Genomic DNA, 21,220 nt, shown 5'->3' with positions numbered 1-21,220 from the left:
TTTTTTCAATAAAGTGGATGGAAACTGTTTAGGAAGGCGGTATCCTCAGGCCGGTTCGCTCGAATTATTGGAAGTAAAACCTGCTTTGTCTGTAACTGAATGGTAACCTCCGGTTTTGCGCTTTAGGCCTGTCACATTTCAAATTATCTTAGGTGTATTATTATTTAAGCCTTAATTTTAGGCTTCTTGAGCTTTGTCTTTTCAGATACCTCAGTATACTTCATCTTTTTCGCCTTCCTTACCCTAAACATCTAATTGACGCCGTTTCGAAATTATAGCAACTTGAATGACGTGGAACTCCAGGCACTCTGCCAGCAGGGTAACACACGTGCTTTTAAGGAGCTTTATGAAAGGCATGATGAAGACCTGCTGGCCTACGTGGGCAACCTGTTTGATCACCAGCAACAAGCTGAAGACATCGTTTTGGAGACGTTGAGTAAACTCTTCATCGAACTTAGTGAAAAGAAAAGGCGGATCAATAATGTACAGGCGTGGTTGCGAACGGTTGCTGGTAATCGTGTTATCGATATCCTCAGAAGCAACGACTATCGCAAGCAGGTTTTTTATGATGAAGTCTTTGCTTTCTCTTTGGAGGAGGAGCAAAGTTTAGCTGGTAATTCACAAAAAGATCAACAGATGGAGGTCCTAATTTCGGAAATCTATCGTCTTAAACATGAGTACCGTCAGGTAATCGTTCAACGTTTCATCTACGGAAAGTTAATTCCTGAAATATCCTCTTCCTTGAATTTATCAACGGAAGAAGTTTATAAACTCCTGAAAGGAGCCAAGAAAATATTGAAAAATCGTTGCCTTAAGCATCCCTTTTCTGACAAATAGATATACGCTATTACGCGCTTTAAGCTTTAACCATGCCTTCCCGTCAACCACCACAACATAAGGACAGCGACGCCGCCGGTCGAGCGCGCTACGCTGATTTCGAATCTTCCCGGGATCGGGTGCGACGACAGCTTGCCGCCGCGCATCCAGTTGTGTCAACTTCAAGGCGACGTCGCCAGCGCTGGGTTTACGCTGCAGCGTCCCTGCTACTACTCTGCTTCTTTGGGTGGTACTTTCTCCAACCGCCAGCTTACGCTCAACTGGCCGATGATTATCGAACCCGAATAGCTACTGATGAACTTAGCACAACGCGTGCAGTCAATCAACCTACTCAGGAATCGCTGGAGGCGACAGCCCTAAGCCTTTACCATCAGGGGGAATATACGCAGGCTGCTGCTGCTTTCTCATCGCTGTCACAGGAGGAAGATCAGCCAAAACAGGAAATATTCGTTTTCTACCAGGGTGTCTCCCAATGGCTTGGGCGTGACCCCGCGGCTGCGATCGAGACGCTGGCACCGTTACAACAGTTAACTCCGGTAACAGACCTCCGATACCGAACCATCAGTTACGTATTGGCAATGGCCTATATTGATAATGAAGAATTGTCAAGCGGAAGCTCTCTGCTTAAAAAGATAGCGGAGAAGGACGATGGGCTGGGGGAGCGAGCCGCCAGCATGTTGAAGGTGCTGCCATAAGCTAATCTTTAGCGGGCACTTTAGCTGTTGCCGTTTTTAGCCCGCCTTTTTAGCCAAATAAGCCTAAAGCCTATAATACTGGCTACCAATAATATCCCCGGTAGCATCAACCAAGCACTCTTATCGGTCGAGGTATTCAGAGGTTTTCCATTACCTATATAGACCATAGTCGCCCAGTATGCAGGATGAGCCGTGGGCTCATGTTCCCGTAAATAATTTAGTTGGGCCTGGCGAAGTGCCTGATGTTTAGGCTTTCCATGTTGGTAGAGTTCGGCATAGACTTCTTTCAATAGGTAATGTGAGGTTTCATCCCTTATTTCCCACAGGTTTACCATGAGATTGCTCGCACCTGCAAGAGCGAAAGACCGGGCGAAATTGGCTACGCCCTGTCCTTGGTAGAGTCGTCCGTCTGCAGACTGGCAGGCAGAAATAACTACCAAATCGGCAGTAAGCCGAAGTTTAGGGATCTCTGCTGCAGACAAATGGCTCCACCCAGCCGATTGATCCGAAGCAAATAACAAGCTCGACTCCTCAGGGTACTCATTATTGATGGCTGCATGGGTCCCGATGTGTAGCAAATTAGCCGTTGACGCCATCCTTAAAAAGTCTTCTACGGTAGCTTCTCCCCCCAAAGATTCATGGATGGACCAACTTCCTGCCTGGCTCCTAAGTTCAAATACGGTATTCAAGCTGAACGGTAGTGCAGAGAACCTGGCATTACCACCATTGGTAAAGGGGGCAAACGCCGCAGCTCGATACGTCGCTTGCTGCCTGATGGCTCTTGTAACCGAGGGGGCGAGGAGGGCCGATTTGGTGCTGAATAAATGTCGGATTTCATGATTCCGTAGAAGGTAAGGGTAGTCCATTGGACCAGATCCAGGAGGTGGAGTATCCGTAAGTAACGCAGCAAACGGGAGGTAATTAAGGTAACCATCAGGCACGAGGACAATGTCTTTACCAACCAGGTCCTCCGCGATTGGGGTGATCAGTAAATGATGAAAATCGTGTAATTGGCGGTAGACGGCCGTGTCCAGCGTTCGCATGTCTTCGATTAGCCTGGGGATACTGCTACTTAGGTTTTCCGGCAGGCGAATACGAAGGAAATTTTTGGTTTCCTGGCCAATCATTATCAGGTATACCAAGCTGTCCTGATCTACAAAGTGAAGCATCACCTCAGTTTCCGAAAGGACTTCTTCGCGCAAGCTCTTAAGGCTGATCTCCTGTGGTAAATAACGTTCTCTTACGTAAGCAGGGGCAATCTGCTGAAGGGTGTCTTGTAGTTTTTTCCTTGTCTTTCGTACGTACTGTATCTGGTTCCCAATGTCATTCACCTCCTGCTCTGATATCCCGGAGGCCCGGAGTCGTCGAATCAAATCATCGTGTAAGTGTGCGTATGATCGCTCTTGCGAGAGCAATTCAGCTGGTATCTTTTCTTTGATGTCCTCTTTATCGTGCCACAGCCTTTCGCTGATGCTCAGGTGCTTAATCTGCTCACTGGCGTTGATGGCCTTTTTCAGCTCAAAGTCTGAAGGCTCCTTTTGGTAAAGCCGCCAGTAAATGCCTACCTCTATTTTCCGCAGTTCGGCACTCACTTCATCAAAAAGCCGCCTTCGGCCCGACTGGTCGACTTGCTCCCGCGCCCTGAACAGCAGTTGATCTGCCAAATGAATTTCGCGAAGCGCTATGGTGTCATAACCTATTCCGGCCTCCTTGAAACCCCAACGGGCATAAAGGGCCGCCCGATCCTTCAATAAGCTTATCACCTGAAGCGTGGCGGGTAGGCTGTCGGCCAGGAAGTTTCGGTGGATATCCCGATCAGGGGCGTTATAATCTACCTGTTCACTGGTCTTAAAGGCCAGCAGTAAATAAAAATTGAAAGCCGCCCGGTCAAATTGGTCGATGTTTCCCCATAATTTTGCCTGGATGAGCAGTCGGGAAGTATACAGCCCCCAATCAAAACCACCCGTAGCTTCGGCTTGTTCCGCCCGCTGTAGCCAGACCCGAGATTTTTCATAGTCCCCCTGCCGGACGTAGTAACTGGCCTCGTAATTACAGTACCGCTGGTATGGTATGGTTTGCAGGTGCTCGGGGTACTTTGCCAGAAAGAGGGCTTCTCTTTTTCTAATAACATCAAAGCTTGCGAAATCATTTCGCTGATTGTACAAATAGCTGTAATCGTGGAAAAGACTAAGCCACATGGCCGAATTGTCCGGTAATTCATTGCTGATGTGGTCTTCCGCCTGCTCCAGTATTCTTAGTGCTTCTTCATCATTTCGAAGTTCCGTCTGGATAGTGGCTTCATTCAATAAGTTTTCAGCCTTGCTTACCGGACCATGCGCATACTTGGTGGCTAGCCGCTGATTGCTCAGGGCAAGACCAAAGTTGTTATTTTCGGCATGAATGCTGGCCAGGTTATTGTAAATGGCGTAGAAATCCAGCTTTGAGTAAACTTCCTTGCCAAGCGCCAGAGAAGTTTCCAGTTTATGCACCGCCTTCGGAAAATCTCCGCGGTAATAGGCCAGGCTACTCTCTGCAAAAGCCCAGTCTGCCTTCGCTTTTCGGTCGTTCGGCAAAAAGGTATTGATGTATGCACCCATGCGGCGGTACCACTGCTGTCCGGTAGCAGATTCGGGGGAATTCGACGCCGCAAGCCCCTGTAAGATCAGGTAGAAATAATCAAGCTCGGCGGAGTCCAACTGATGGTCAATGACCGTCTGGTAGCTCCGGGAAAAATATTCGAGGGCTTTATCTTCCTGCTGCGTTTCAAACAAACACTCTGCATAGTAAAGCCGCGCCTCGGCAAGCGTGGAAAAGTCGGAGCTCTTGTTTAGTGCTGATAGTAGGCCGGGAAAGGCAGCGACGGCTTCCGTATAGGCCCGTTCGGCGTACAAATTTTTTAATTCCGATAAACGCTCCTCAGCAGGCACTTCAGTCTGCGCCCGACCGGATATCGAAGGGAACAAGCAACCAAACAGTAGGAGCAGGGTTACGTAAGGGAAGCGTTGTAAAAGTGAAGATAACTTCATAGCGTAGGGCAGCGTAAAGCTAAGGTATTCAGGGGCATGAATTATCGTAACACATTGCTTTTTAATACGTTCGGTCTGCCGGCCTATTGGTCGGCCTGTAGGTCCGCACGGGCAGAGATGGACATCACGGAAGAAAAAGTGCATTACGGCAAACACCGGCGCCAATATGCCGTGGTTGTTCGGGGAGCCAACTCTGGCCCCGACAAGTATGCTTTTTATTTTCATGGCGGTGCCTGGACGTTTGGCCGCCCGGAAACCTTCATACCTGCGGCCATCCCCTGGTTGAAGTTGGGCTTTACCGTCGTGCTGCCATCCTATCGCCGGCCACCGAGGGTGGGCCTTGACCGGATCGTGGCAGATTGCCGGGCGGCCATCACCCAACTGGTGCCAGCCGATCCTAACGAAGTAAAGGCCCTCCACATAGGCGGAATCAGCGCCGGAGCACATTTGGCGGCACTGATGGCCTTACATCCGGAATGGTGGAAACAGGGAGGTTGGCAAAGTGGTCCGGAAAAAGCGTTGCTCTGTGCGGGACCGCTTTGCCTGAGTGATTTGCAGCCAGGCAAGGTTTTTGGCCGGTATCCCCATCTTGACCCTTATGCCCGACTAAGGGAAGGAAGTCCCTCTTCCCTGCAGTGGCAATTACTGCACGGCACGGCGGATGCAACGGTGGCTTTCCAACATTCAGAAAAATTTCACGAGCAACTGCTTGAAAAGAACGCCGCCGCTAACCTCCTGTGTATTCCCGACGGGACACACCTGGATAGTGGCCGTTGGATGTTTGGTGGGGTCGGTGCGGAAGAAGTAGCCCAGTTTTTGGGCGGGTGCGCAGGTGCAGGGGAAAAGAAGATAGGAGCAAGGAAATAGAGGCAGGAGACCTATGCGCCACAGTAGCGCCTCCTTGGCCAGCCCCGGAGGAACATCGCCTTGGTCCCTTGCTGCTTCGCCCTTTCCCTGGCACCTGCGGCCCCGCCCAAATGCTCCCGTTTACGGTCCCGCAAAGCCTATTGCCCCAGGCAAAGTATCTCAATCACGTCCGTCCTGATAATATTACTCATATTCCCCGCCCGGTCCTTAATCTGGATGGTGTAGGAAAGGGTATCGATCGGCAAAGCAGGATCTTCGGCGCAAAAGAAGTTGTTGAAAATACAGCAGATCGTGGTGGTATTGATCAGGTTGAGGAAAATGTCTCCACTGATGCCATTACCGGTGCCTTCAGCGGGGATCGCGGGAATACGGAAGGGATTTGCAATGCCGAGCCGACTATCCGTCAGGAACACATCAACGGCACCGGAATCGAGCTGGCTAAGATCGCCATCCCCGTCAGTAAACGAAAAATGAATCTGGATGCTGTCCAGCGGCCCGTTGGTGAATTGATAGATCTGGGTCTTGCTCAACGACTCAAAAGTGATCACGGGCTCGTTCGGAAACTCCGGCGGGTTAACGCAGGAAATGGCGAAGAAAACCATCGGGAGGAGAAAAAGCAGGATAGGGCGCATGGTTAGTCGGTTAGTTTGTTTGGTGGGAAAGCAACCTTAAGAAGTTTTGTCGGTATTTAGATGCAAGGTTTCTCTAAATTACCTAACCAGTTCAACAATCATTGTAAATGAAGCGTGGCGAATTACCGGAACGCATCCGTGCCGTCAGCCCGGCCACCTTCCCAACCATTGCGTTGGATGTTTTTCAGTACCAGGCAAAGCACAACCTTATTTACGCGCAGTTCCTTGAATTGTTGCGCGTAGACCCCGTATCCGTTCGCCGGATGGAAGACATTCCGTACTTACCCATCGCATTATTTAAACGCTACACCCTGCGTAGCGGGGAGTGGGAACCGGTTCGGACGTTCAGCAGCAGCGGGACAACGGGTAGTACCACGAGTCGTCATCCGTTGCGTAACGAGGAATGGTACCGGACTAATGCGCGCGAAGCTTTCAATACTCAATATGGACCGCTGAAAGATCGCCCCGTATTAGCGTTGCTACCCGCGTACCTCGAGCGGACGGGCTCCAGTCTCGTCTTTATGGCCGACGATTTTATCCGCCAGTCAGGACACGAACTTTCCGGGTTCTTTCTTGACGATTTAACCGCATTGCAGAAAAGACTGACCTGGATCCAGGCGCACCATGAAGGGCCGGCACCTCTGCTGATCGGGGTCAGCTTTGCCCTGCTGGACCTGGCGGAATCCTACCCCGGTGATCTTAGTAAATTCATCATCATGGAAACGGGGGGCATGAAGGGCCGCCGCAGGGAGATGACCAGAGAAGAATTACACGGTACTTTGTCCGAAGCCTTCAACGTGAAAAATATTCACTCCGAATACGGAATGACCGAATTGCTGAGCCAGGCCTATGCGCCTGAGGCAGGGCTGTTCTATCCCGCACCAACGCTGCGGGCAACAACCCGGGAAATTACCGATCCGCTAACCGCAACCGCTCCCGGCAAAACCGGTGCATTGAACCTCATCGACCTCGCTAACCTGAACACCATCAGCTTCATCGCCACGGATGATCTCGGACGAGTAAACGCCGACGGTACCTTTGAAGTGCTGGGCAGAATGGATGCCAGTGATGTGCGGGGGTGTAACTTGTTAGTTCATAGTCTGTAGTTGAATAGTTTAATCGTCGACTGCCGCACGGTAATGCTCGCTTCCGCTCGTTCCTTCCTTGCGGCAGCCGACTATTGAACTATGAACTACTGAACTAAAAACCGCCGAACAACGGAAGTCCCGTCCTCCAATCCAACGCGAAGCACATTCCATCCCTTAGGCAGCGCTTCAGGTAGGTTGATGTTGCCAGAAGAAGTGGTGGAGCCATCAAGGACACGGCGGCCCGAGATGTCGTAGATAACATATGGCCGGGGCGTAGCGGAGAGCCCTTGTACTTGGATGGCGTGGCCTGCGGCCACCGGGTTAGGGACGAGTTTCAGCTCCGGCCGGGAGGCCGGAGTGCCGAGGCTGACGGGGTAGGTATTGGCCTCCGCCTGGAAAAACATCAGGGCACGAACGGCAGCAGGAACGGCGCAGTCGCCATGGTTGAGTGCCCCACCGTCTTCCAGTACAATGCCGGTAGCACCGTTGGCGCGCATGGTAGCATCGGCGAGAATCGAATTGGCGGGGTTAACGGTTTCGTCGGCGTTGCAGTAGTAGATCAGGGTGGGAGACTGCGGCGCCCAGTCGAAAACGTCGTTGGCGTTGTAAGCATTGAACAGCGCAGGGTCAGCGTCCAGAACATCTTCTACGAATTGCTCGACGAACATCTGACCAGCAACGTGACTGTTCTCACGCAACAGGGCATCCAATTCATTGCCCATCTCATACAGGTCAATTTCCTCAGTAAGGAAACGGTTGACTTCGGTCAGGTAAGGTTCCACAAAAAGGCTGTCTGCACTGCCATTACCGTACAGGCCGTAAACGCTGTTGTAGCTGATGAGGGTGTGGGTAAAAAAGGAGAGGGAAACCGGGGGTACGTTGGTAAGTCCAAGCAGTAGCGGAGACGGCGGGGAAATATCAAATGGTGCCGATAGGTGTGCGGCAGCGGTAACCTGCAGTTCCCCGTCGGTATCCATTTCCAGGCGCTGGTGAAGGGCAGCGGAGGCATGCCCGCCCTGGCTGTAGCCGGTGATGAAGAGCTGATCGTTTTCCCGGATGTTTTCTGCATCGAGCCACTTTTTTACGGCGATGATCATGTCCTTACCTGCGCTGGCTTCGGAGTCGGCGTGCAGGTAAGGGTGGGGGCCGTCGCTGCCGCCCAGACCGAGGTAGTCCGGGGCTAATGCGATGAAGCCGCTGGCCGAAAAGCCCTGAATAAGGATGCGTTCCAACACGCCTTCCACACTTGGGGCGAGGTCCCGGCTGGCAATAGTGCCGTGGTTATAAATGACCAGTGGCCAGACGAAGTCGTTGTTGTCGGGTACGCACAACAGACCGGTTGCGGTATCGGGTTGTCCAAGCGCGTCAACGGTAGTGTAAGTTATCTTATAGTTTTTTACGTTATAAGTTACGTTGATGGGCAGAACGATGTTGAGAACTGCCGCAAATGTTGGCGTCTGTACCTCGGCGGAAATTACCTCCTGGGCGGAGACGAAGGCCGTGGAGCAAACCAGAAGAAGGAGTAATATTTTTTTCATATCGTAATAATTGGTTTTTGGGTAGAATGTTTTCGGGGCGGGGCCGCAGGTGCAAAGATGGGGAATTAAGGAGCAGTGAGAATGGTTGTCCCGGTTGGCTGTTTGTTAAAGTCGGTCACTGCACCTGCGGCCGCGCCCCAACTATCACCTACCCAAAAGCCTCCAACCACGGATTCCGACCCAATACCGTATAAAAGAATACCCCGCCGAGCCAACCGTGGTAAATGCCCAGCGCCAGGATGCTGCTCCCCCGCAAAAACAGCCAGGTATAAACGATGGCCAGCAGGAAGGTCGCCCCGATCAGCATCGGGGAAGGATAATGAATGATGGCGAAAAGTACCGCCGTGAGGCCGATGACCACAGCTTCAGACCGTTGCCCGCCCCAGCCGTCGGCCAGGTTACGGCTGTAAATGCCCAGCACCAGAAACTGCTGCAGGATGCCCCAGATGGGGTAGAGGAGAAGGATCAGCAGCAGGCTCCAATCGAGTACCTCCGTCTGGAAATAGAAGCCGATGCCCACGAATAGCGCGATGCAGCCCAAGGCAACGGGCAGGAGTTGAAGAAAAGATTTACGGAAGTTATTTGTCCCCAGGCCCCAGTATTTTATGACCTCCGGCTGCTGCCGGTACCGGTAAATGACGTAGCCCAGCCAGCCTGCTATGGTAAGGATGATGTAGGGGAGCCGCAAGTCGATTAGGTTGATAAAGACGACTTTGCCGATTCCGGTGAGTGCGGCGGCGATGATTTCATATAAGCGGGTGCGGTTAGAGATTTGCATATGCCGAAGATGGAAAGGATGACCGGGATGGTCAGGAGGTTTTCGACGAATGATTCTTAGAGTTATTTGGAGGAAAAGTAAATTGCCGATACTTATCGCTTTTGTCGTACTTATACATATTTACAAACCAGCGTAAAAAAATAGTTTTCGAACACTTGCCGTAGTTGTCGTACTTATACATATTTACAAATGGAAGCAGATAAAGCAACTTTTTTCAAAAGCCTATCTTCAACAACTGAGAACCTAGTATGACTCCTCAAACTCCTTATGCTTTTACCGGAGACCAGGCAAAAGCTGAGGTAGGTCTGGGATTGTCGGGGTTGACAGCGGGCGGTTTTTACCTTCTGGGAGACCGATTGGAGGGAGAAATATTGGTTGCTCCTCTGAAAGACATGGAGTTAAGGCATATCGTCCTCCATCTGGACTACATTATAGAAGGTGTATTGGAGACGGCTACGATAAAGGCAAAGACAATTCATTTTCCGACGCCGGAAACCCTCAAAGAAGGGAAATTGTATAAGTTTCCGGTAAAAATAAATTATAGGTTTCCCCGGCCCAGCTATAAGGGAGAGGCCTTAAATTCTTATTGGAGGTTGAGGGTATTCCTGGATTACGACGCTGGGCAATATGACCAGAGCTTTATAGCAAAGGTCTCCCAGGTATTTACCGGAGATCCAAGGCATGGCACCTCTTTTGAGATCTGGGTTAAATACGGTAAAGGTACCTACGTGGTGGCTCCGCAAGAGTTGCCCATTGATTTGATTGATGTCTCGTCTTTTTTGACAGTGGCTTTTCTGGTTCCTTTTATTTTTACGATTGCCTTTATGGCCGCCGGAGCGATCGGCAAAGATTTTGAAGATTGGCTGGTAATGCCCCTGCTTATACTAGTGGTGTTCATTGGCTGGCTATTGGTTCGGCTGAGTGTCTTCCAAATGACGCCGATGGAAATTCAGCCGTTGAGAGACGGCCGGTTACGACTCCGGATTCTTGACCGGGGGAACGGCCAGCTGAAAAAAGCAATGGTAGGATACCGGTTTATAGAGCACTTTGTAGTTAAGAATGGAGAGCAGGAGGCAAAGGAAAGAAAGACCCTGTATCGGAAAATATTTCCTTTCGGGGAGGTATCCCGTCGAGAGGGGCACCTGTATGAAGCTGTTTTGCCCTGGCCGGAAACCGATCTGCCCGCCACCGGGATAAGTGGGCGTGTTGGATACGAGTGGGAAGTTTTTTTGCTGGTCCCCAATCCGATCACCGGAGGTATGCACGAAAAGACTTGGCCGATTGAGGTTGGACGGGAGCAGTTTCGATTGCTCCCGCCAACGGCGGAAGAGCTGGAACAGGAAGAACTGGAGGAGTTGAAACTGAAGGAACTGGAGTACTTGTCAAACTCAGCAGGCAGGTAACGAGATATAGGTCCCAAGACCCGTCAGACGGACTTTCCCGTTTCTGTTTCTACGTCGCAAACAGGAAAGCATCCGTCGGACGGGCGGTAAGGCCGTCCAACAAATTCTTTTGGTCTGGCGAAGCCGGACAAAAGTTTATCTGATTGCTACTGGATCTACTCGAGCTTGATATTTTTAGCTTCTTTTTCCTTCTTCTTAGTGTAGTGCTTAGTGTTCTTAATGCCCTTATATGGTTGAAAAACTACGTTGCCTTTCTTTTCTCCTTAGTGTAGCGCTTAGTGCCCTGACAGCCTTAGTGGTTAAAAAAACAGCTCACCCCGTAATAACGACGCTTCACCCAACCCCTCCTTGCACCTGCGGCCCCGCCCCCTGCTTATTTGTGGCAACGAAAACCCCAAAGATGCCACTATTCAACTCCATTAGTCAGGCCAACCTGATCAGCAAACTTATTCTCACCCTTATATTTATGCTGGCGCTGGCCGTCAGCCTGTCCGCGCAAACCATCAAGGGCTACCTCACCGATGCACAATCGGAAATGCCCCTCATTGGCGCTACCGTTGAATTGTTGACGGTGGAACCTACCCGGGGTACTACGACTGATCTCGATGGCCAGTTCCGATTGGAGAACATCCCACCAGGTCGCCATACCCTCCGGCTGAGTTACCTCGGTTACGAAGGTCGGAACCTCCCGAACGTGATGGTGACGACGGGCAAGGAGGTGATTCTGAACCTGAGTCTGGAAGAAAGCATCGCTGAACTGGCCGCCGTAACCGTGACGGCGAAAACGAGGCCCGGGGAAGCGATGAATGAGATGGCGACGGTCTCCAGCCAGACCTTTACCGCAGAAAGCGTCAACCGCTTCGCCGGTGGTCGGGCAGATGTAAGCCGAATGGCCACCAACCTGGCGGGTGTGGCGACCTCCGACGATAGCCGCAACGACATTGTTATTCGTGGTAACTCTCCCACCGGCCTGCTCTGGCAACTGGAGGGTATACCGATCCCCAACCCGAACCACTTTTCTACCCTGGGAACTACCGGCGGCCCGGTCTCCGCCCTGAATCCAAATATGCTCGGGAATTCTGACTTCGCTACTTCTGCTTTTGCCGCAGAATACGGCAATGCGATCGGTGGGGTCTTCGACCTCCAGTTACGCAAGGGCAACCGGGATCGCTACGAGTTTATGGCCCAACTTGGCACCTTCTCCGGCCTGGAGGCCATGGCCGAAGGTCCGCTCAACAAAAGGAGGGGCAACTTTGTCGTCAGCTTCCGCAACAGCTTTGTCGGCTTCGCCGAAGCCATCGGTATCCCCATCGGGACCGCCGCTACGCCAGACTATCGCGACCTTACTTTCAACATCGATTTTGGAAATTCCAAGGCAGGTAAGTTTTCCCTCTTCGGCATCGGGGGGACGAGCAATATTGATTTCCGGGGTACGGAGATCGATTCAACCGATTTATTCGCCAACCCCGATCGGAACGCCTACGCCGACAGCTATTTCGGCGTACTGGGTTTGCGCCACAACCTGATCACGGGGGACAATACCTACCTGCGGACCATCATCAGCGGCTCGGTACAAGGAAACGAATTTCAGGAATTTGCCCTCAACGACGAAGGAGGAGATGGCCTGCTTTTTACCGATGTGGACGATAACACCACCCGCTACAGCATCAAATCTTACTTGAACAGTAAGCTTAGTAACCGCCTTACCATCCGGACTGGTCTGCAGGCAGAATCCATCGGCTTAACGACATTGGTGGACGACCGGGACGGGCAACCCGACCGCGACGAAGACGGGGTGCAGGACCTGGATCGCCTCCGTGACTTTGACGGTGCTTTCGGTTTGTATCAGGCTTTCGGGCAAGCCCGGTACCGGATCGGAACCAAAACCACCCTGAATGCCGGTCTGCACCTGCAGTACTTTAGTTTATCCGAAGCCTTTGCCGCAGAACCCCGCCTCGGTCTCCGCTACCAGGCAACCGATAAACTGACCCTTAACGCCGGGTATGGCCGGCACGCACAGACGCCTGCCCTGCCCGTCTTCTTCTTCCGCGACGTAACCACCGGTAGCCCGGATGCCAACCAAAACCTGGGTTTTCTGCTGGCAGATCACTTCGTCCTGGGCGGTGACCTGGCCTTTGCGCCTAATTGGCGCCTGAAGACGGAAGTTTACTTCCAAAACCTTACGGATATCCCCGTTGATAACTTTTCTTCTTCCTTTTCCGTCCTGAACGCTGGTGCCGATTTCGTCTTCCCCGAGCGGGGAAGCCTGGTCAACGAAGGCAGCGGACGTAACTACGGTGTGGAAGTTACCCTGGAACACTATTTTGCCAAAAACTGGTACCTGCTCTTTACCAGCTCGCTCTTCGAGAGTAGGTATGAAGGCAGCGATGGTGTAGAACGCAATACGGCTTTCAATAACAACTACGTGGCTAACTTCCTGGCTGGCCGGGAATGGGCCTTCGGAAAAAATAAACAGCACCGGTTTACCATCAATGCCAGGGTTACGGGGAGCGGCGGCCGTTATTATAGTCCGGTTGACCTGGAGACAAGTCGGGAATTTCAGACGGATATTCGGGACGAAAGCCTCGCCTTCAGCGAACGGTACGCGGATTACTTCCGGATGGACCTGAAGTTTGGCTTCCAGCTAAATAGCCCCACAAAGAAATTGAGCCAGAGCTTCTTCATTGATTTTCAGAACCTGACGAATCGTGAGAACGTCTTTCAGGAACGGTTTAACCCAGTCACCGGACAAGTGAATACGGTGTATCAATCAGGGTTCTTTCCGGATTTTCAGTACCGGGTTCAGTTTTAACAGGTTGCAGGTTGCAGGTTTCAGGTTGCAAGTTGCAGGTTGCAAGTTGCAGGTTGCAGGTTGGGACAGTCAAGATCGCCAATCTTTCAAGACGTATTGATGGAAGCTATAAAGCCTTTTACCAAGCGTTTCATATTCTGCAATCAACGTGTCAGTCTCCTCGCTGAACTCAGGATACAATCTGCAAATCTTCACCAAATGATTAACGGTCTCATCATGACTGCTACGTGCTATGGATAAGAACCGGAGAAAGTCTTTCTTGTATTCTTTTCTACCGTAACCTTCTACGATATTTGAATTAATGCTGTCAGAAGACCTCCTAAGTTGGCTTCCTAATTCGAATAGCTCGTACTTTGGTAGTCTTAATGAAAGTTGATGCGTTCTGTAAAATAACTCGATGGAGACTTTGTACACTTCAAGGTCACGATATGAACGTGCCATTTTTTGGAAATTGGATATTATGAGAACACGACAGAGAGTGAAAGGAGATTATAAAAAAAGATTTGATAAGTGCTGTCGCTGTGTAAATATAGTTTTTATTTTAAAAACAAACTTTTAAGTTTAAAATTGGCTGCAACCTGCAACCTGCAACCTGCAACCTGCAACCTGCAACTTGCAACTTGCAACCTGAAACCTGCAACCTGCAACCTGAAACTTGCAACCCGTATGAAACTATTCTTCACCAAGGCCGAACGCATCAAATACCTGGGTTTCGATGACCTGTGTGTAATGCTGGTAGGTATTTTTCCATTGGCGGGTATTGGCAACGTCCTCTTCGGAGGTGCCACTCCGGGAATCAGCATGTGGGAGAGCGCCAATTGTTATGGAATATCTCTAACCTTCACGACCTTATACTGGGTTGTTGGCCGGCTCGCGACTTTAAATTTTCGTCGCAGGCTGCCCGAGCAACACCAAACGGCCCAGCGTATCGTCGCTACGCTGGGAGTATTGGCGATCATAGTGGTGCTCATGTCGGCACTGGTGGAGCCTGTGTTAAAGAATGTCTTGCCGGAGCAGGGAATTCCGGATCCGCCACTTTCTTATAAAATCGTGATGGCTTATACTCTGGTGGTCATGGTACTGGCGATGTATGAGGGAATCTACTTCTTCACGAAATTCAAGGAAAGCCTGCTGGTGCAGGAACGCCTGGCTAAGGACAACATGCAAGCACAACTCTCGGTGCTGAAGCAGCAGATGAATCCCCACTTTCTGTTTAACAGCCTTAATACTTTGGTCAACATTATCCCCGAAGATGCCGGGAAGGCAACCCTGTTTACCCAACGGCTGTCGTCAGTTTACCGGCGCATCCTCGAGTGGCGGCACAAGGAGTTGATCACGCTGGAGGAAGAGGTGCGGGCGTTGCAGGACTATGTATTCCTGATGCAAACGCGCTTTGAAGATAAATTGAGTGTCTGCTGGACTTTCGGGGCGGGGACGCCGGTGCAGTGTGAAGGAGAAGGGCAGGCACTGATCCTGCCGGCTGAGTTTCGTAACTACCGGGTGGTACCACTCTCCGTACAGCTACTGGTAGAGAATGCCATCAAGCACAATGTAGTAAGTCACGAATTTCCGCTGCGAATCGACATCGTGCTGGCGGGAAACCGCATCACCGTTAGCAATGAATTACAACTGCGGACCAGCCAACAGCTAAACTCTACCGGCTGGGGCCACCAGAACCTAAAGGCCCGCTACGAAATGGTGACCGAAGACCCCATAATAATCACCGAAACCGACGAACGGTTTGAAGTGAGTATTCCGGTGTTCCCGGTCAAGCAAGTGCGGCGGGCAGCTACGGCATAGCAATTGAACATGTTTGATTTAACGTTCAATGTTTAAAATTTGCTTACCCCTGTTTTCTGCTCCTTGCGTACGTGCGGAAGCCTGTCCTCCGGGCAAATGATAAATTCTAAATATTGAATCTTAAAATTGCAAATCTGAATGACTGCCTGGATAATAGAAGATGAACCACCAGCCCTCCGCAGGTTGACTAAGCTCCTGGCGGAGGTGCGGCCTCAGTTAAACATTGCTTTCTCTACCGATTCCATTGCATCCTGCGTCCGCGCCCTGAAAGAAAAGCCACATCCGGACGTAATCTTCAGCGACATCCACCTGGCCGATGGGCTCAGTTTCAGTATCTGGGAACAGGTAGCCTGTGAGTGCCCGATCATTTTTACGACGGCCTACGATCAGTACGGCGTCCGCGCCTTCCGCGTCAACAGCATCGATTACCTGATGAAGCCCATCGATCCGATAGAACTGGAACGCGCCCTCTCCAAATTAGAGCACCTGCAACGCCCTGCGCTACAACCCGACTGGGGGCAACTTGCCCATCTCATTCACCAAAAACAGCCCACCTACCGCGAACGATTTTTGGCCCAAAAAGGGCAGGAGTGGCTGCCGGTAAAGGTCGCCGACCTTCGCCAAATCTATTCTTCCGACGGGCTGACTTTCGCCCTGACCGCCACCGGTCAGCGCGTCCTCCTGGACGAAACCCTCGATCGGATCGAGGAAGAAGTCGACCCCCGGGACTGGTCGCGCATCAACCGCGCACAAATCGTGCACGTAGAAGGGATTCTGAAGGCACAGCCTTACTTCAATCACCGCCTGGTCTTGGCGCTTTCTCCCAAAGGCGAACTGGAAAATATCGTCAGCCGGCCGCGGGTGAAGAGTTTTAAGGAATGGCTGGGAAGGTAGATTGGTCTATTAGTATTTTGGACTATTGGACTATTGGACTATTGGACTATTGGCCCGTTTGGGTGTTTCTTTGCATGACCGTCTTAACTGACCCCAATAGACCAAGAGACCAATAGTCGAATACGACCAATTAGCCCCAATGACCAATAGATCAACCTTCCGCATTTACGAAGACAAAGTTCGCCAAAACCTGGAGCGCATCGCCGACGTTGCCAGTACTGCTGATGTCACCATCATCCTGGCCCTGAAAGCATTTGCTTACTGGCCGGCCTTTCCCATTTTTGCGGAGTACCTGACCGGTGCTACGGCCAGCAGCCTGAACGAGGCGAAACTAATCAAAAACCATTTCGGAAAACCGCCTCATGTTTATGCGCCGGTGTATCGACCGCATGAATTTGCCGAGATTGCTGAGATGTCCGGCCACCTCACCTTTAATACGCTAACGGAGCTGGAGCGCCACCGCGAAACCTGGGAACGCCTCGGCACCAACGTTGGCCTGCGCGTCAACCCCGAGTACAGTCCGGTAGAGACGGACCTCTACAACCCGGCCGACCCACACGGCCGACTGGGGGAAACCCTGCCCAACCTACCGGCTAAGCCGCCCAAGGGACTAAAAGGAATCCACGTTCACACCCTTTGCGAATCCACGGCAGAGAATACTGCCACCCTGATCGAGCGCGTCAAAGCCCAGTTTGGCCACTATCTGGAGCAAGTGGAATGGCTCAATCTCGGCGGTGGTCACCTGATGACCAAAGATGGTTACGATACAGACTTATTGATCAAAAGCCTACAGGATTTTCGCCAGCGCTACCCACACCTGGAGGTCATCCTGGAGCCCGGCAGCGCCCACCTCTGGGGAACGGGTACATTGGAGAGCAACGTACTGGATATTGTCGATAACTACGGCTACCGTACCCTGATGCTCGACGTCAGCTTCACCTGCCACATGCCAGATACCCTGGAGATGCCTTACCGTCCGGACATCCGTGGTGCCAGCAAAGAGGCCAAGCCCGAGTTCCCCTATGCCTATCGTCTCGGCGGTATGAGCTGCCTGGCTGGCGATTACCTGGCGGAATACTACTTCCCACAGCCCGTCCGCCCCGGAGATACTATTCTCTTCGAGGACATGGCCCACTACACCACCGTGAAAACAACGATGTTTAACGGCGTGCCGCACCCGGATATCTGCATCATTGATGCGCACGGGGAGGTGACCCACCGGCGGTCGTTTACTTACGAGGATTATGAGGGGCGGATGGGGTAACTACCCTAGATCCGACAGGTCATTTCCCTTAAAAAACCTTTAGAATCATGCCGGACCGTCGTTAAACTATGCTAAATTTTTGCCAGGCTTTTAGGGAGTATCTTATTATGGGAGTCAGAACCTGTAATTACATCAAAACCCATTGCCATGCATAAGCCAATTGTTCTATTTCTTCTTTTCTTTTGCTTCGGAAATTTCATTACGGCTCAAAACGGTGACAAATTCTCTCTTGAGGTGCAGGCTGGGGCTGGTTCTTACACTACCTTTTCAGATTTTCAAGAAGTCTTTTACTCCATTGAGGGCCGTGATTTCAACCGCTTCTATGGGAATGTAGCCGAAAGTGATTTGCTGCCCTACCTGTCGCTCGGACTCAATTATCAGTTGAGCGAACGCTGGCAGATCAACCCTGTCCTACACTATCTTTTTGGCGAGGGGACGCTCTACGAAAACGATTTTACCCGCTTTGGCGTAAGTGATGTCAATCCCGTAGAGCAAACATTTACCGCACCCGCTGATAATGAAATGAAGGTACTGACCGCAGGAATTAACGTGCGCTACCGGCTACTGAACGTTGCCGCTAACCAGTTTTACCTCGGCACCGGTGTAGCTTATACCACCCGTAGCCATTTTTACCGCTACGAGTTGGACGTCGACTTCGGTGCTGACCGTGTGGCGCAAACCGTAATTGAACGGTTCACGACGGAGAAAAAATCGGCAATGTTCATTCCCGTCTCCGCAGGCCTGGAGCGGGCGATAAGTGATCGTCTTATCCTTACGCTGAACGCTCAGGTTCTTTTTGGCATCAACCTGGAAGATCGGGCCTGGTCAACTGGTCTTGGTCTCCGGTACAGCTTATAGCCGCTGCGCTCGTTCACCTGAGGTGAGTAAGCGCAGCGCCGCGAACGGCAGTTGCGACAGCAACTCAGTGACTCACTACTTCACTAACTCAACTCTAGCAGCAGCCAAAGCAGCCTCCAGCCCCCCAGGATCCTTCCCCCCCGCAGTAGCAAAGAACGGCTGGCCGCCGCCACCACCTTTAATGTGCTTGGCGAGGCTACGAATCATAGTTCCGGCATTCAGCTCACCTTTATCGGCGAGGTCCTTGGATAGGGCCAGCGTCAGCAGTGCCTTGCCATCGTTTTCGGAGCCGAGGAGGACGAAACTGTTCTCCTGCTCTCCCGTCAGCTGGAAGGCCAGGGTTTTGATGGCCGCAGCATCCGACAGCGGCACTTTGGCCGCCAGGAAGTTGACGCCATTGACGACTTCGAAGGCCTTTTGTAGGTCACCTTTTATGTCGCCGGCCTGGGCCGCCTGCATCTTTTCAATCTCTTTTTTCAGACTGCGGTTCTCGTCCTGCAGAGCCGCAACTGCCTTGACGGGATTGCTGGAACCCTTAAGCAATTCGCGGATTTCAGAAAGTGTTCCAAGGCGCTCATCTACGTAAGCCTGCGCACCCTCGGCCGTTACCGCCTCGATCCGACGGATGCCGGCAGCGACACTGCTCTCTCCCGTAATCTTAACCAGGCCAAGCTCGCCGGTGTGCTTTACGTGCGTACCGCCACAAAGTTCCGAACTGAAGTCGGGATCAAAGGTGATGATGCGTACGGCATCGCCGTACTTTTCTCCGAAGAGCATCATGGCACCGGAGGTCCTGGCTTCGGCGATCGGCACATCCCGACGTTCGATCAGGGGAATGTTCTGCCGAACTTTCTCGTTCACCAGGTTCTCAATTTTCACCAACTCCTCTGCCGTAACGGCATCGAAGTGGCTGAAGTCGAAACGGACGCGCTTAGCGCGGACATCCTGGCCTTTCTGAATGGCATGTTTACCCAGCACTTCGTGCAGCGCCGCGTGCAGCAGGTGAGCCGCTGTATGGTTCTGGCTGGTGGCCTGGCGTTCAGCTTCCTTTACCTGGGCGAACACGTCAGCGTCCGGATTTTCCGGCAGCTTATTGACGATGTGTACCGTCAGGTCGTTTTCCTTGATGGTGTCGGTCACGAAAACGGTCTCTCCGCCTACGTTGAGGCTACCGGTATCGCCGGCCTGGCCGCCGCTTTCTCCGTAGAAGGGCGTGCGGTCCAGCACGACGTGGTATTGTGGCTTGTCCCTCACCTTCACGGTACGGAACTTGGTGATTTTCGCGCCGGCGTCGGAGAGGTAGTCGAAACCGATGAACTGGCTGTCTTCGTCGGAAAGGACGGTCCAGTCGCCGACTTCTTTGGCGGCGTCTTTGCGGCTGCGGGCCTTTTGTTCGGCGAGGGCAGTGTTGAAACCGTCTTCGTCAATGGTCAGCCCTTGCTCACTTGCCAGCAGGCGGGTGAGGTCGATCGGGAAGCCGAAGGTATCGTAGAGCTCGAAGACGTCCTGACCACCGATGACGCCTTCTTTGGAGTCGAGGTTGGCGAAGCGGGTTAATCCGTTCTCCAGGGTATTGAGAAACGATTTTTCCTCACTCTCAATGATCCGGGTGATCTGCTGCTCTTGCTGTTTCAGTTCGGGGAAGGCATCGCCCATTTCCTGCACCAGCGTCTTCATCAGCTTATTGATGAACGGTGCCTTTTGGTCAAGGAAGGAGTAAGCGTAGCGGACGGCCCGGCGCAGGATGCGACGAACGACGTAGCCGGCACCACCGGAACCCGGCAGCTGCCCGTCGGCAATGGTGAAAGCAACGGCCCGTAGGTGGTCAACGATGACGCGCATGGCCATGTCTGCTTTGGCATCGTCAGCGTAAGAGCCGCCGTAGGTCTTGCCGGTAAGGCGTTCGATTTCGCGGAGGAGTGGGGTGAATACGTCGGTATCGTAAGTCGCTTCCTTGCCCTGCATGATCATGCAGAGGCGCTCAAAGCCCATGCCGGTGTCGACGTGCTTTTCGGGCAGATTTTCGAGGCTGCCGTCTGCTTTGCGGTTGAACTGGATGAATACGTTGTTCCAGATCTCGACGACGCCGGAGTCGTCAACGTTCACCAGGTCACGACCAGAGACTTTAGCGCGTTCTTCCCGGCTACGGGTGTCGAAGTGAATCTCAGTACACGGGCCACAGGGGCCGGTGTCGCCCATTTCCCAGAAGTTGTCTTTTTTGTTGCCTTCCAGAATGCGGTCGGCGGGCAGGACTTTGCGCCAGTACTTATCGGCCTCATCATCACGCGGTACCCCTTCGTCGGGCGCACCTTCGAAGACGGTGGCGTAGAGGCACTCGGGGTCGAGGCCCATGGCTTCGGTCAAAAACTCCCAGCTCCAGGCAATGGCTTCTTCTTTGAAGTAGTCACCGATCGACCAGTTTCCCAACATCTCAAACATGGTGTGGTGGGTACCATCGCGGCCCACGTCTTCCAGGTCATTGTGCTTGCCGCTCACGCGCATACACTTCTGCGTGTCGGCAATCCGGCGGCGGTCGGGCGTTTTATCGCCCAGGAAGTAATCCTTGAACTGGTTCATCCCCGCGTTGGTAAACATCAGGCTGGGATCGTCCTTGTTCACGATCGGGGCCGAAGGCACGATCTTGTGGTCTTTGGAACGGAAGAAGTCTAGGTAGGCCTGGCGAATTTGAGCGGAAGTCATAGGTAGTCTTTTAGTCTGGTGGTCTGGT

16 protein-coding genes are annotated in these 21,220 nt (G+C 52.2%); 10 read left to right on the top strand and 6 right to left on the bottom strand.

From position 1 onward, the window contains the following. Positions 1–291 precede the first annotated feature (291 nt). Together B036_RS0113320 and B036_RS0113315 are read left to right on the top strand one after the other, a co-directional pair. Positions 292–837: an RNA polymerase sigma factor gene (locus tag B036_RS0113320; RefSeq protein ID WP_245557468.1), complete on the top strand. Its 546-nt coding sequence runs from the start codon at positions 292–294 to the stop codon at positions 835–837. A gap of 32 nt (positions 838–869) precedes the next feature. Continuing rightward, the gene (locus B036_RS0113315; RefSeq protein ID WP_020569218.1) at positions 870–1,532 is read left to right on the top strand and encodes a hypothetical protein; all 663 of its coding nucleotides are present in this window, start codon (positions 870–872) and stop codon (positions 1,530–1,532) included. A 20-nt stretch (positions 1,533–1,552) separates the two neighbouring features. Here the strand turns inward: B036_RS0113315 and B036_RS0113310 are convergent, their stop codons facing one another. After that, entirely contained in the window at positions 1,553–4,558 is a 3,006-nt protein-coding gene (locus tag B036_RS0113310; RefSeq protein ID WP_020569217.1) for a CHAT domain-containing protein, read from the bottom strand. Between the two features lie 36 nt (positions 4,559–4,594). On the opposite strand from B036_RS0113310, the gene B036_RS0113305 reads away from it, so the two are divergent. Next, on the top strand, positions 4,595–5,425 hold the full coding sequence (locus tag B036_RS0113305) for an alpha/beta hydrolase (protein WP_026231956.1): 831 nt from the start codon (positions 4,595–4,597) through the stop codon (positions 5,423–5,425). Between the two features lie 137 nt (positions 5,426–5,562). Here B036_RS0113305 and B036_RS0113300 read toward each other — a convergent pair whose 3' ends face one another. Further along, entirely contained in the window at positions 5,563–6,057 is a 495-nt protein-coding gene (locus B036_RS0113300) for a hypothetical protein (protein ID WP_020569215.1), read from the bottom strand. Between the two features lie 107 nt (positions 6,058–6,164). On the opposite strand from B036_RS0113300, the gene B036_RS0113295 reads away from it, so the two are divergent. Then, the gene (locus tag B036_RS0113295; protein WP_020569214.1) at positions 6,165–7,163 is read left to right on the top strand and encodes a long-chain-fatty-acid--protein ligase; all 999 of its coding nucleotides are present in this window, start codon (positions 6,165–6,167) and stop codon (positions 7,161–7,163) included. Positions 7,164–7,249: 86 nt separating this feature from the next. On the opposite strand, the gene B036_RS0113290 is transcribed toward B036_RS0113295, so the two are convergent. Both B036_RS0113290 and B036_RS0113285 read right to left on the bottom strand, forming a co-directional pair. After that, on the bottom strand, positions 7,250–8,683 hold the full coding sequence (locus B036_RS0113290) for a T9SS type A sorting domain-containing protein (RefSeq protein WP_020569213.1): 1,434 nt from the start codon (positions 8,681–8,683) through the stop codon (positions 7,250–7,252). Positions 8,684–8,831: 148 nt separating this feature from the next. Then, a complete protein-coding gene (locus B036_RS0113285; RefSeq protein WP_020569212.1) occupies positions 8,832–9,461 on the bottom strand; it encodes a CPBP family glutamic-type intramembrane protease in 630 nt (209 codons plus the stop codon). Between the two features lie 248 nt (positions 9,462–9,709). Here B036_RS0113285 and B036_RS0113280 point away from each other — a divergent pair, with 248 nt between their 5' ends. Both B036_RS0113280 and B036_RS0113275 read left to right on the top strand, forming a co-directional pair. Further along, the gene (locus B036_RS0113280; RefSeq protein ID WP_020569211.1) at positions 9,710–10,864 is read left to right on the top strand and encodes a hypothetical protein; all 1,155 of its coding nucleotides are present in this window, start codon (positions 9,710–9,712) and stop codon (positions 10,862–10,864) included. Positions 10,865–11,264: 400 nt separating this feature from the next. Then, positions 11,265–13,676 (top strand): TonB-dependent receptor, encoded by a 2,412-nt coding sequence (locus tag B036_RS0113275; RefSeq protein ID WP_020569210.1) that lies wholly within the window; start codon positions 11,265–11,267, stop codon positions 13,674–13,676. A 69-nt stretch (positions 13,677–13,745) separates the two neighbouring features. Here the strand turns inward: B036_RS0113275 and B036_RS0113270 are convergent, their stop codons facing one another. Continuing rightward, positions 13,746–14,117 carry a four helix bundle protein gene (locus B036_RS0113270; RefSeq protein WP_020569209.1) on the bottom strand — a complete coding sequence of 124 codons (372 nt, stop codon included), beginning with the start codon at positions 14,115–14,117 and terminating at the stop codon, positions 13,746–13,748. Positions 14,118–14,342: 225 nt separating this feature from the next. On the opposite strand from B036_RS0113270, the gene B036_RS0113265 reads away from it, so the two are divergent. The 4 genes from B036_RS0113265 to B036_RS0113250 all read left to right on the top strand — a co-directional run bounded on the left by B036_RS0113265 (position 14,343) and on the right by B036_RS0113250 (position 18,492). Beyond that, positions 14,343–15,476, top strand: a complete 1,134-nt coding sequence (locus B036_RS0113265) for a sensor histidine kinase (RefSeq protein WP_083926202.1) — start codon at positions 14,343–14,345, stop codon at positions 15,474–15,476. A gap of 138 nt (positions 15,477–15,614) precedes the next feature. After that, entirely contained in the window at positions 15,615–16,370 is a 756-nt protein-coding gene (locus B036_RS0113260) for a LytR/AlgR family response regulator transcription factor (protein ID WP_020569207.1), read from the top strand. 139 nt (positions 16,371–16,509) lie between these two features. Further along, positions 16,510–17,634 (top strand): carboxynorspermidine decarboxylase, encoded by a 1,125-nt coding sequence (gene nspC, locus B036_RS0113255; protein WP_020569206.1) that lies wholly within the window; start codon positions 16,510–16,512, stop codon positions 17,632–17,634. A 147-nt stretch (positions 17,635–17,781) separates the two neighbouring features. Then, on the top strand, positions 17,782–18,492 hold the full coding sequence (locus B036_RS0113250; RefSeq protein WP_020569205.1) for a porin family protein: 711 nt from the start codon (positions 17,782–17,784) through the stop codon (positions 18,490–18,492). A gap of 75 nt (positions 18,493–18,567) precedes the next feature. On the opposite strand, the gene alaS is transcribed toward B036_RS0113250, so the two are convergent. Beyond that, complete coding sequence (gene alaS / locus B036_RS0113245) at positions 18,568–21,192, bottom strand: alanine--tRNA ligase (protein ID WP_020569204.1); 2,625 nt, start codon at positions 21,190–21,192, stop codon at positions 18,568–18,570. Between the last annotated feature and the right edge of the window lie 28 nt (positions 21,193–21,220).

Source organism: Neolewinella persica DSM 23188 (assembly GCF_000373105.1).
In the GTDB taxonomy this organism is placed as follows: Bacteria; Bacteroidota; Bacteroidia; order Chitinophagales; family Saprospiraceae; genus Neolewinella; species Neolewinella persica.
This window is presented reverse-complemented; position numbering and strand designations above follow the sequence as displayed.

What these genes read in the sequence shown, in the direction of transcription:
- B036_RS0113315 (WP_020569218.1), top strand. Translation starts at nt 870, where the DNA reads ATGCCTTCCCGTCAACCACCACAACATAAGGACAGCGACGCCGCCGGT.
- B036_RS0113310 (WP_020569217.1), bottom strand. Translation starts at nt 4,558, where the DNA reads ATGAAGTTATCTTCACTTTTACAACGCTTCCCTTACGTAACCCTGCTC.
- B036_RS0113305 (WP_026231956.1), top strand. Translation starts at nt 4,595, where the DNA reads ATGAATTATCGTAACACATTGCTTTTTAATACGTTCGGTCTGCCGGCC.
- B036_RS0113300 (WP_020569215.1), bottom strand. Translation starts at nt 6,057, where the DNA reads ATGCGCCCTATCCTGCTTTTTCTCCTCCCGATGGTTTTCTTCGCCATT.
- B036_RS0113295 (WP_020569214.1), top strand. Translation starts at nt 6,165, where the DNA reads ATGAAGCGTGGCGAATTACCGGAACGCATCCGTGCCGTCAGCCCGGCC.
- B036_RS0113290 (WP_020569213.1), bottom strand. Translation starts at nt 8,683, where the DNA reads ATGAAAAAAATATTACTCCTTCTTCTGGTTTGCTCCACGGCCTTCGTC.
- B036_RS0113285 (WP_020569212.1), bottom strand. Translation starts at nt 9,461, where the DNA reads ATGCAAATCTCTAACCGCACCCGCTTATATGAAATCATCGCCGCCGCA.
- B036_RS0113280 (WP_020569211.1), top strand. Translation starts at nt 9,710, where the DNA reads ATGACTCCTCAAACTCCTTATGCTTTTACCGGAGACCAGGCAAAAGCT.
- B036_RS0113275 (WP_020569210.1), top strand. Translation starts at nt 11,265, where the DNA reads ATGCCACTATTCAACTCCATTAGTCAGGCCAACCTGATCAGCAAACTT.
- B036_RS0113270 (WP_020569209.1), bottom strand. Translation starts at nt 14,117, where the DNA reads ATGGCACGTTCATATCGTGACCTTGAAGTGTACAAAGTCTCCATCGAG.
- B036_RS0113265 (WP_083926202.1), top strand. Translation starts at nt 14,343, where the DNA reads ATGAAACTATTCTTCACCAAGGCCGAACGCATCAAATACCTGGGTTTC.
- B036_RS0113260 (WP_020569207.1), top strand. Translation starts at nt 15,615, where the DNA reads ATGACTGCCTGGATAATAGAAGATGAACCACCAGCCCTCCGCAGGTTG.
- nspC (WP_020569206.1), top strand. Translation starts at nt 16,510, where the DNA reads ATGACCAATAGATCAACCTTCCGCATTTACGAAGACAAAGTTCGCCAA.
- B036_RS0113250 (WP_020569205.1), top strand. Translation starts at nt 17,782, where the DNA reads ATGCATAAGCCAATTGTTCTATTTCTTCTTTTCTTTTGCTTCGGAAAT.
- alaS (WP_020569204.1), bottom strand. Translation starts at nt 21,192, where the DNA reads ATGACTTCCGCTCAAATTCGCCAGGCCTACCTAGACTTCTTCCGTTCC.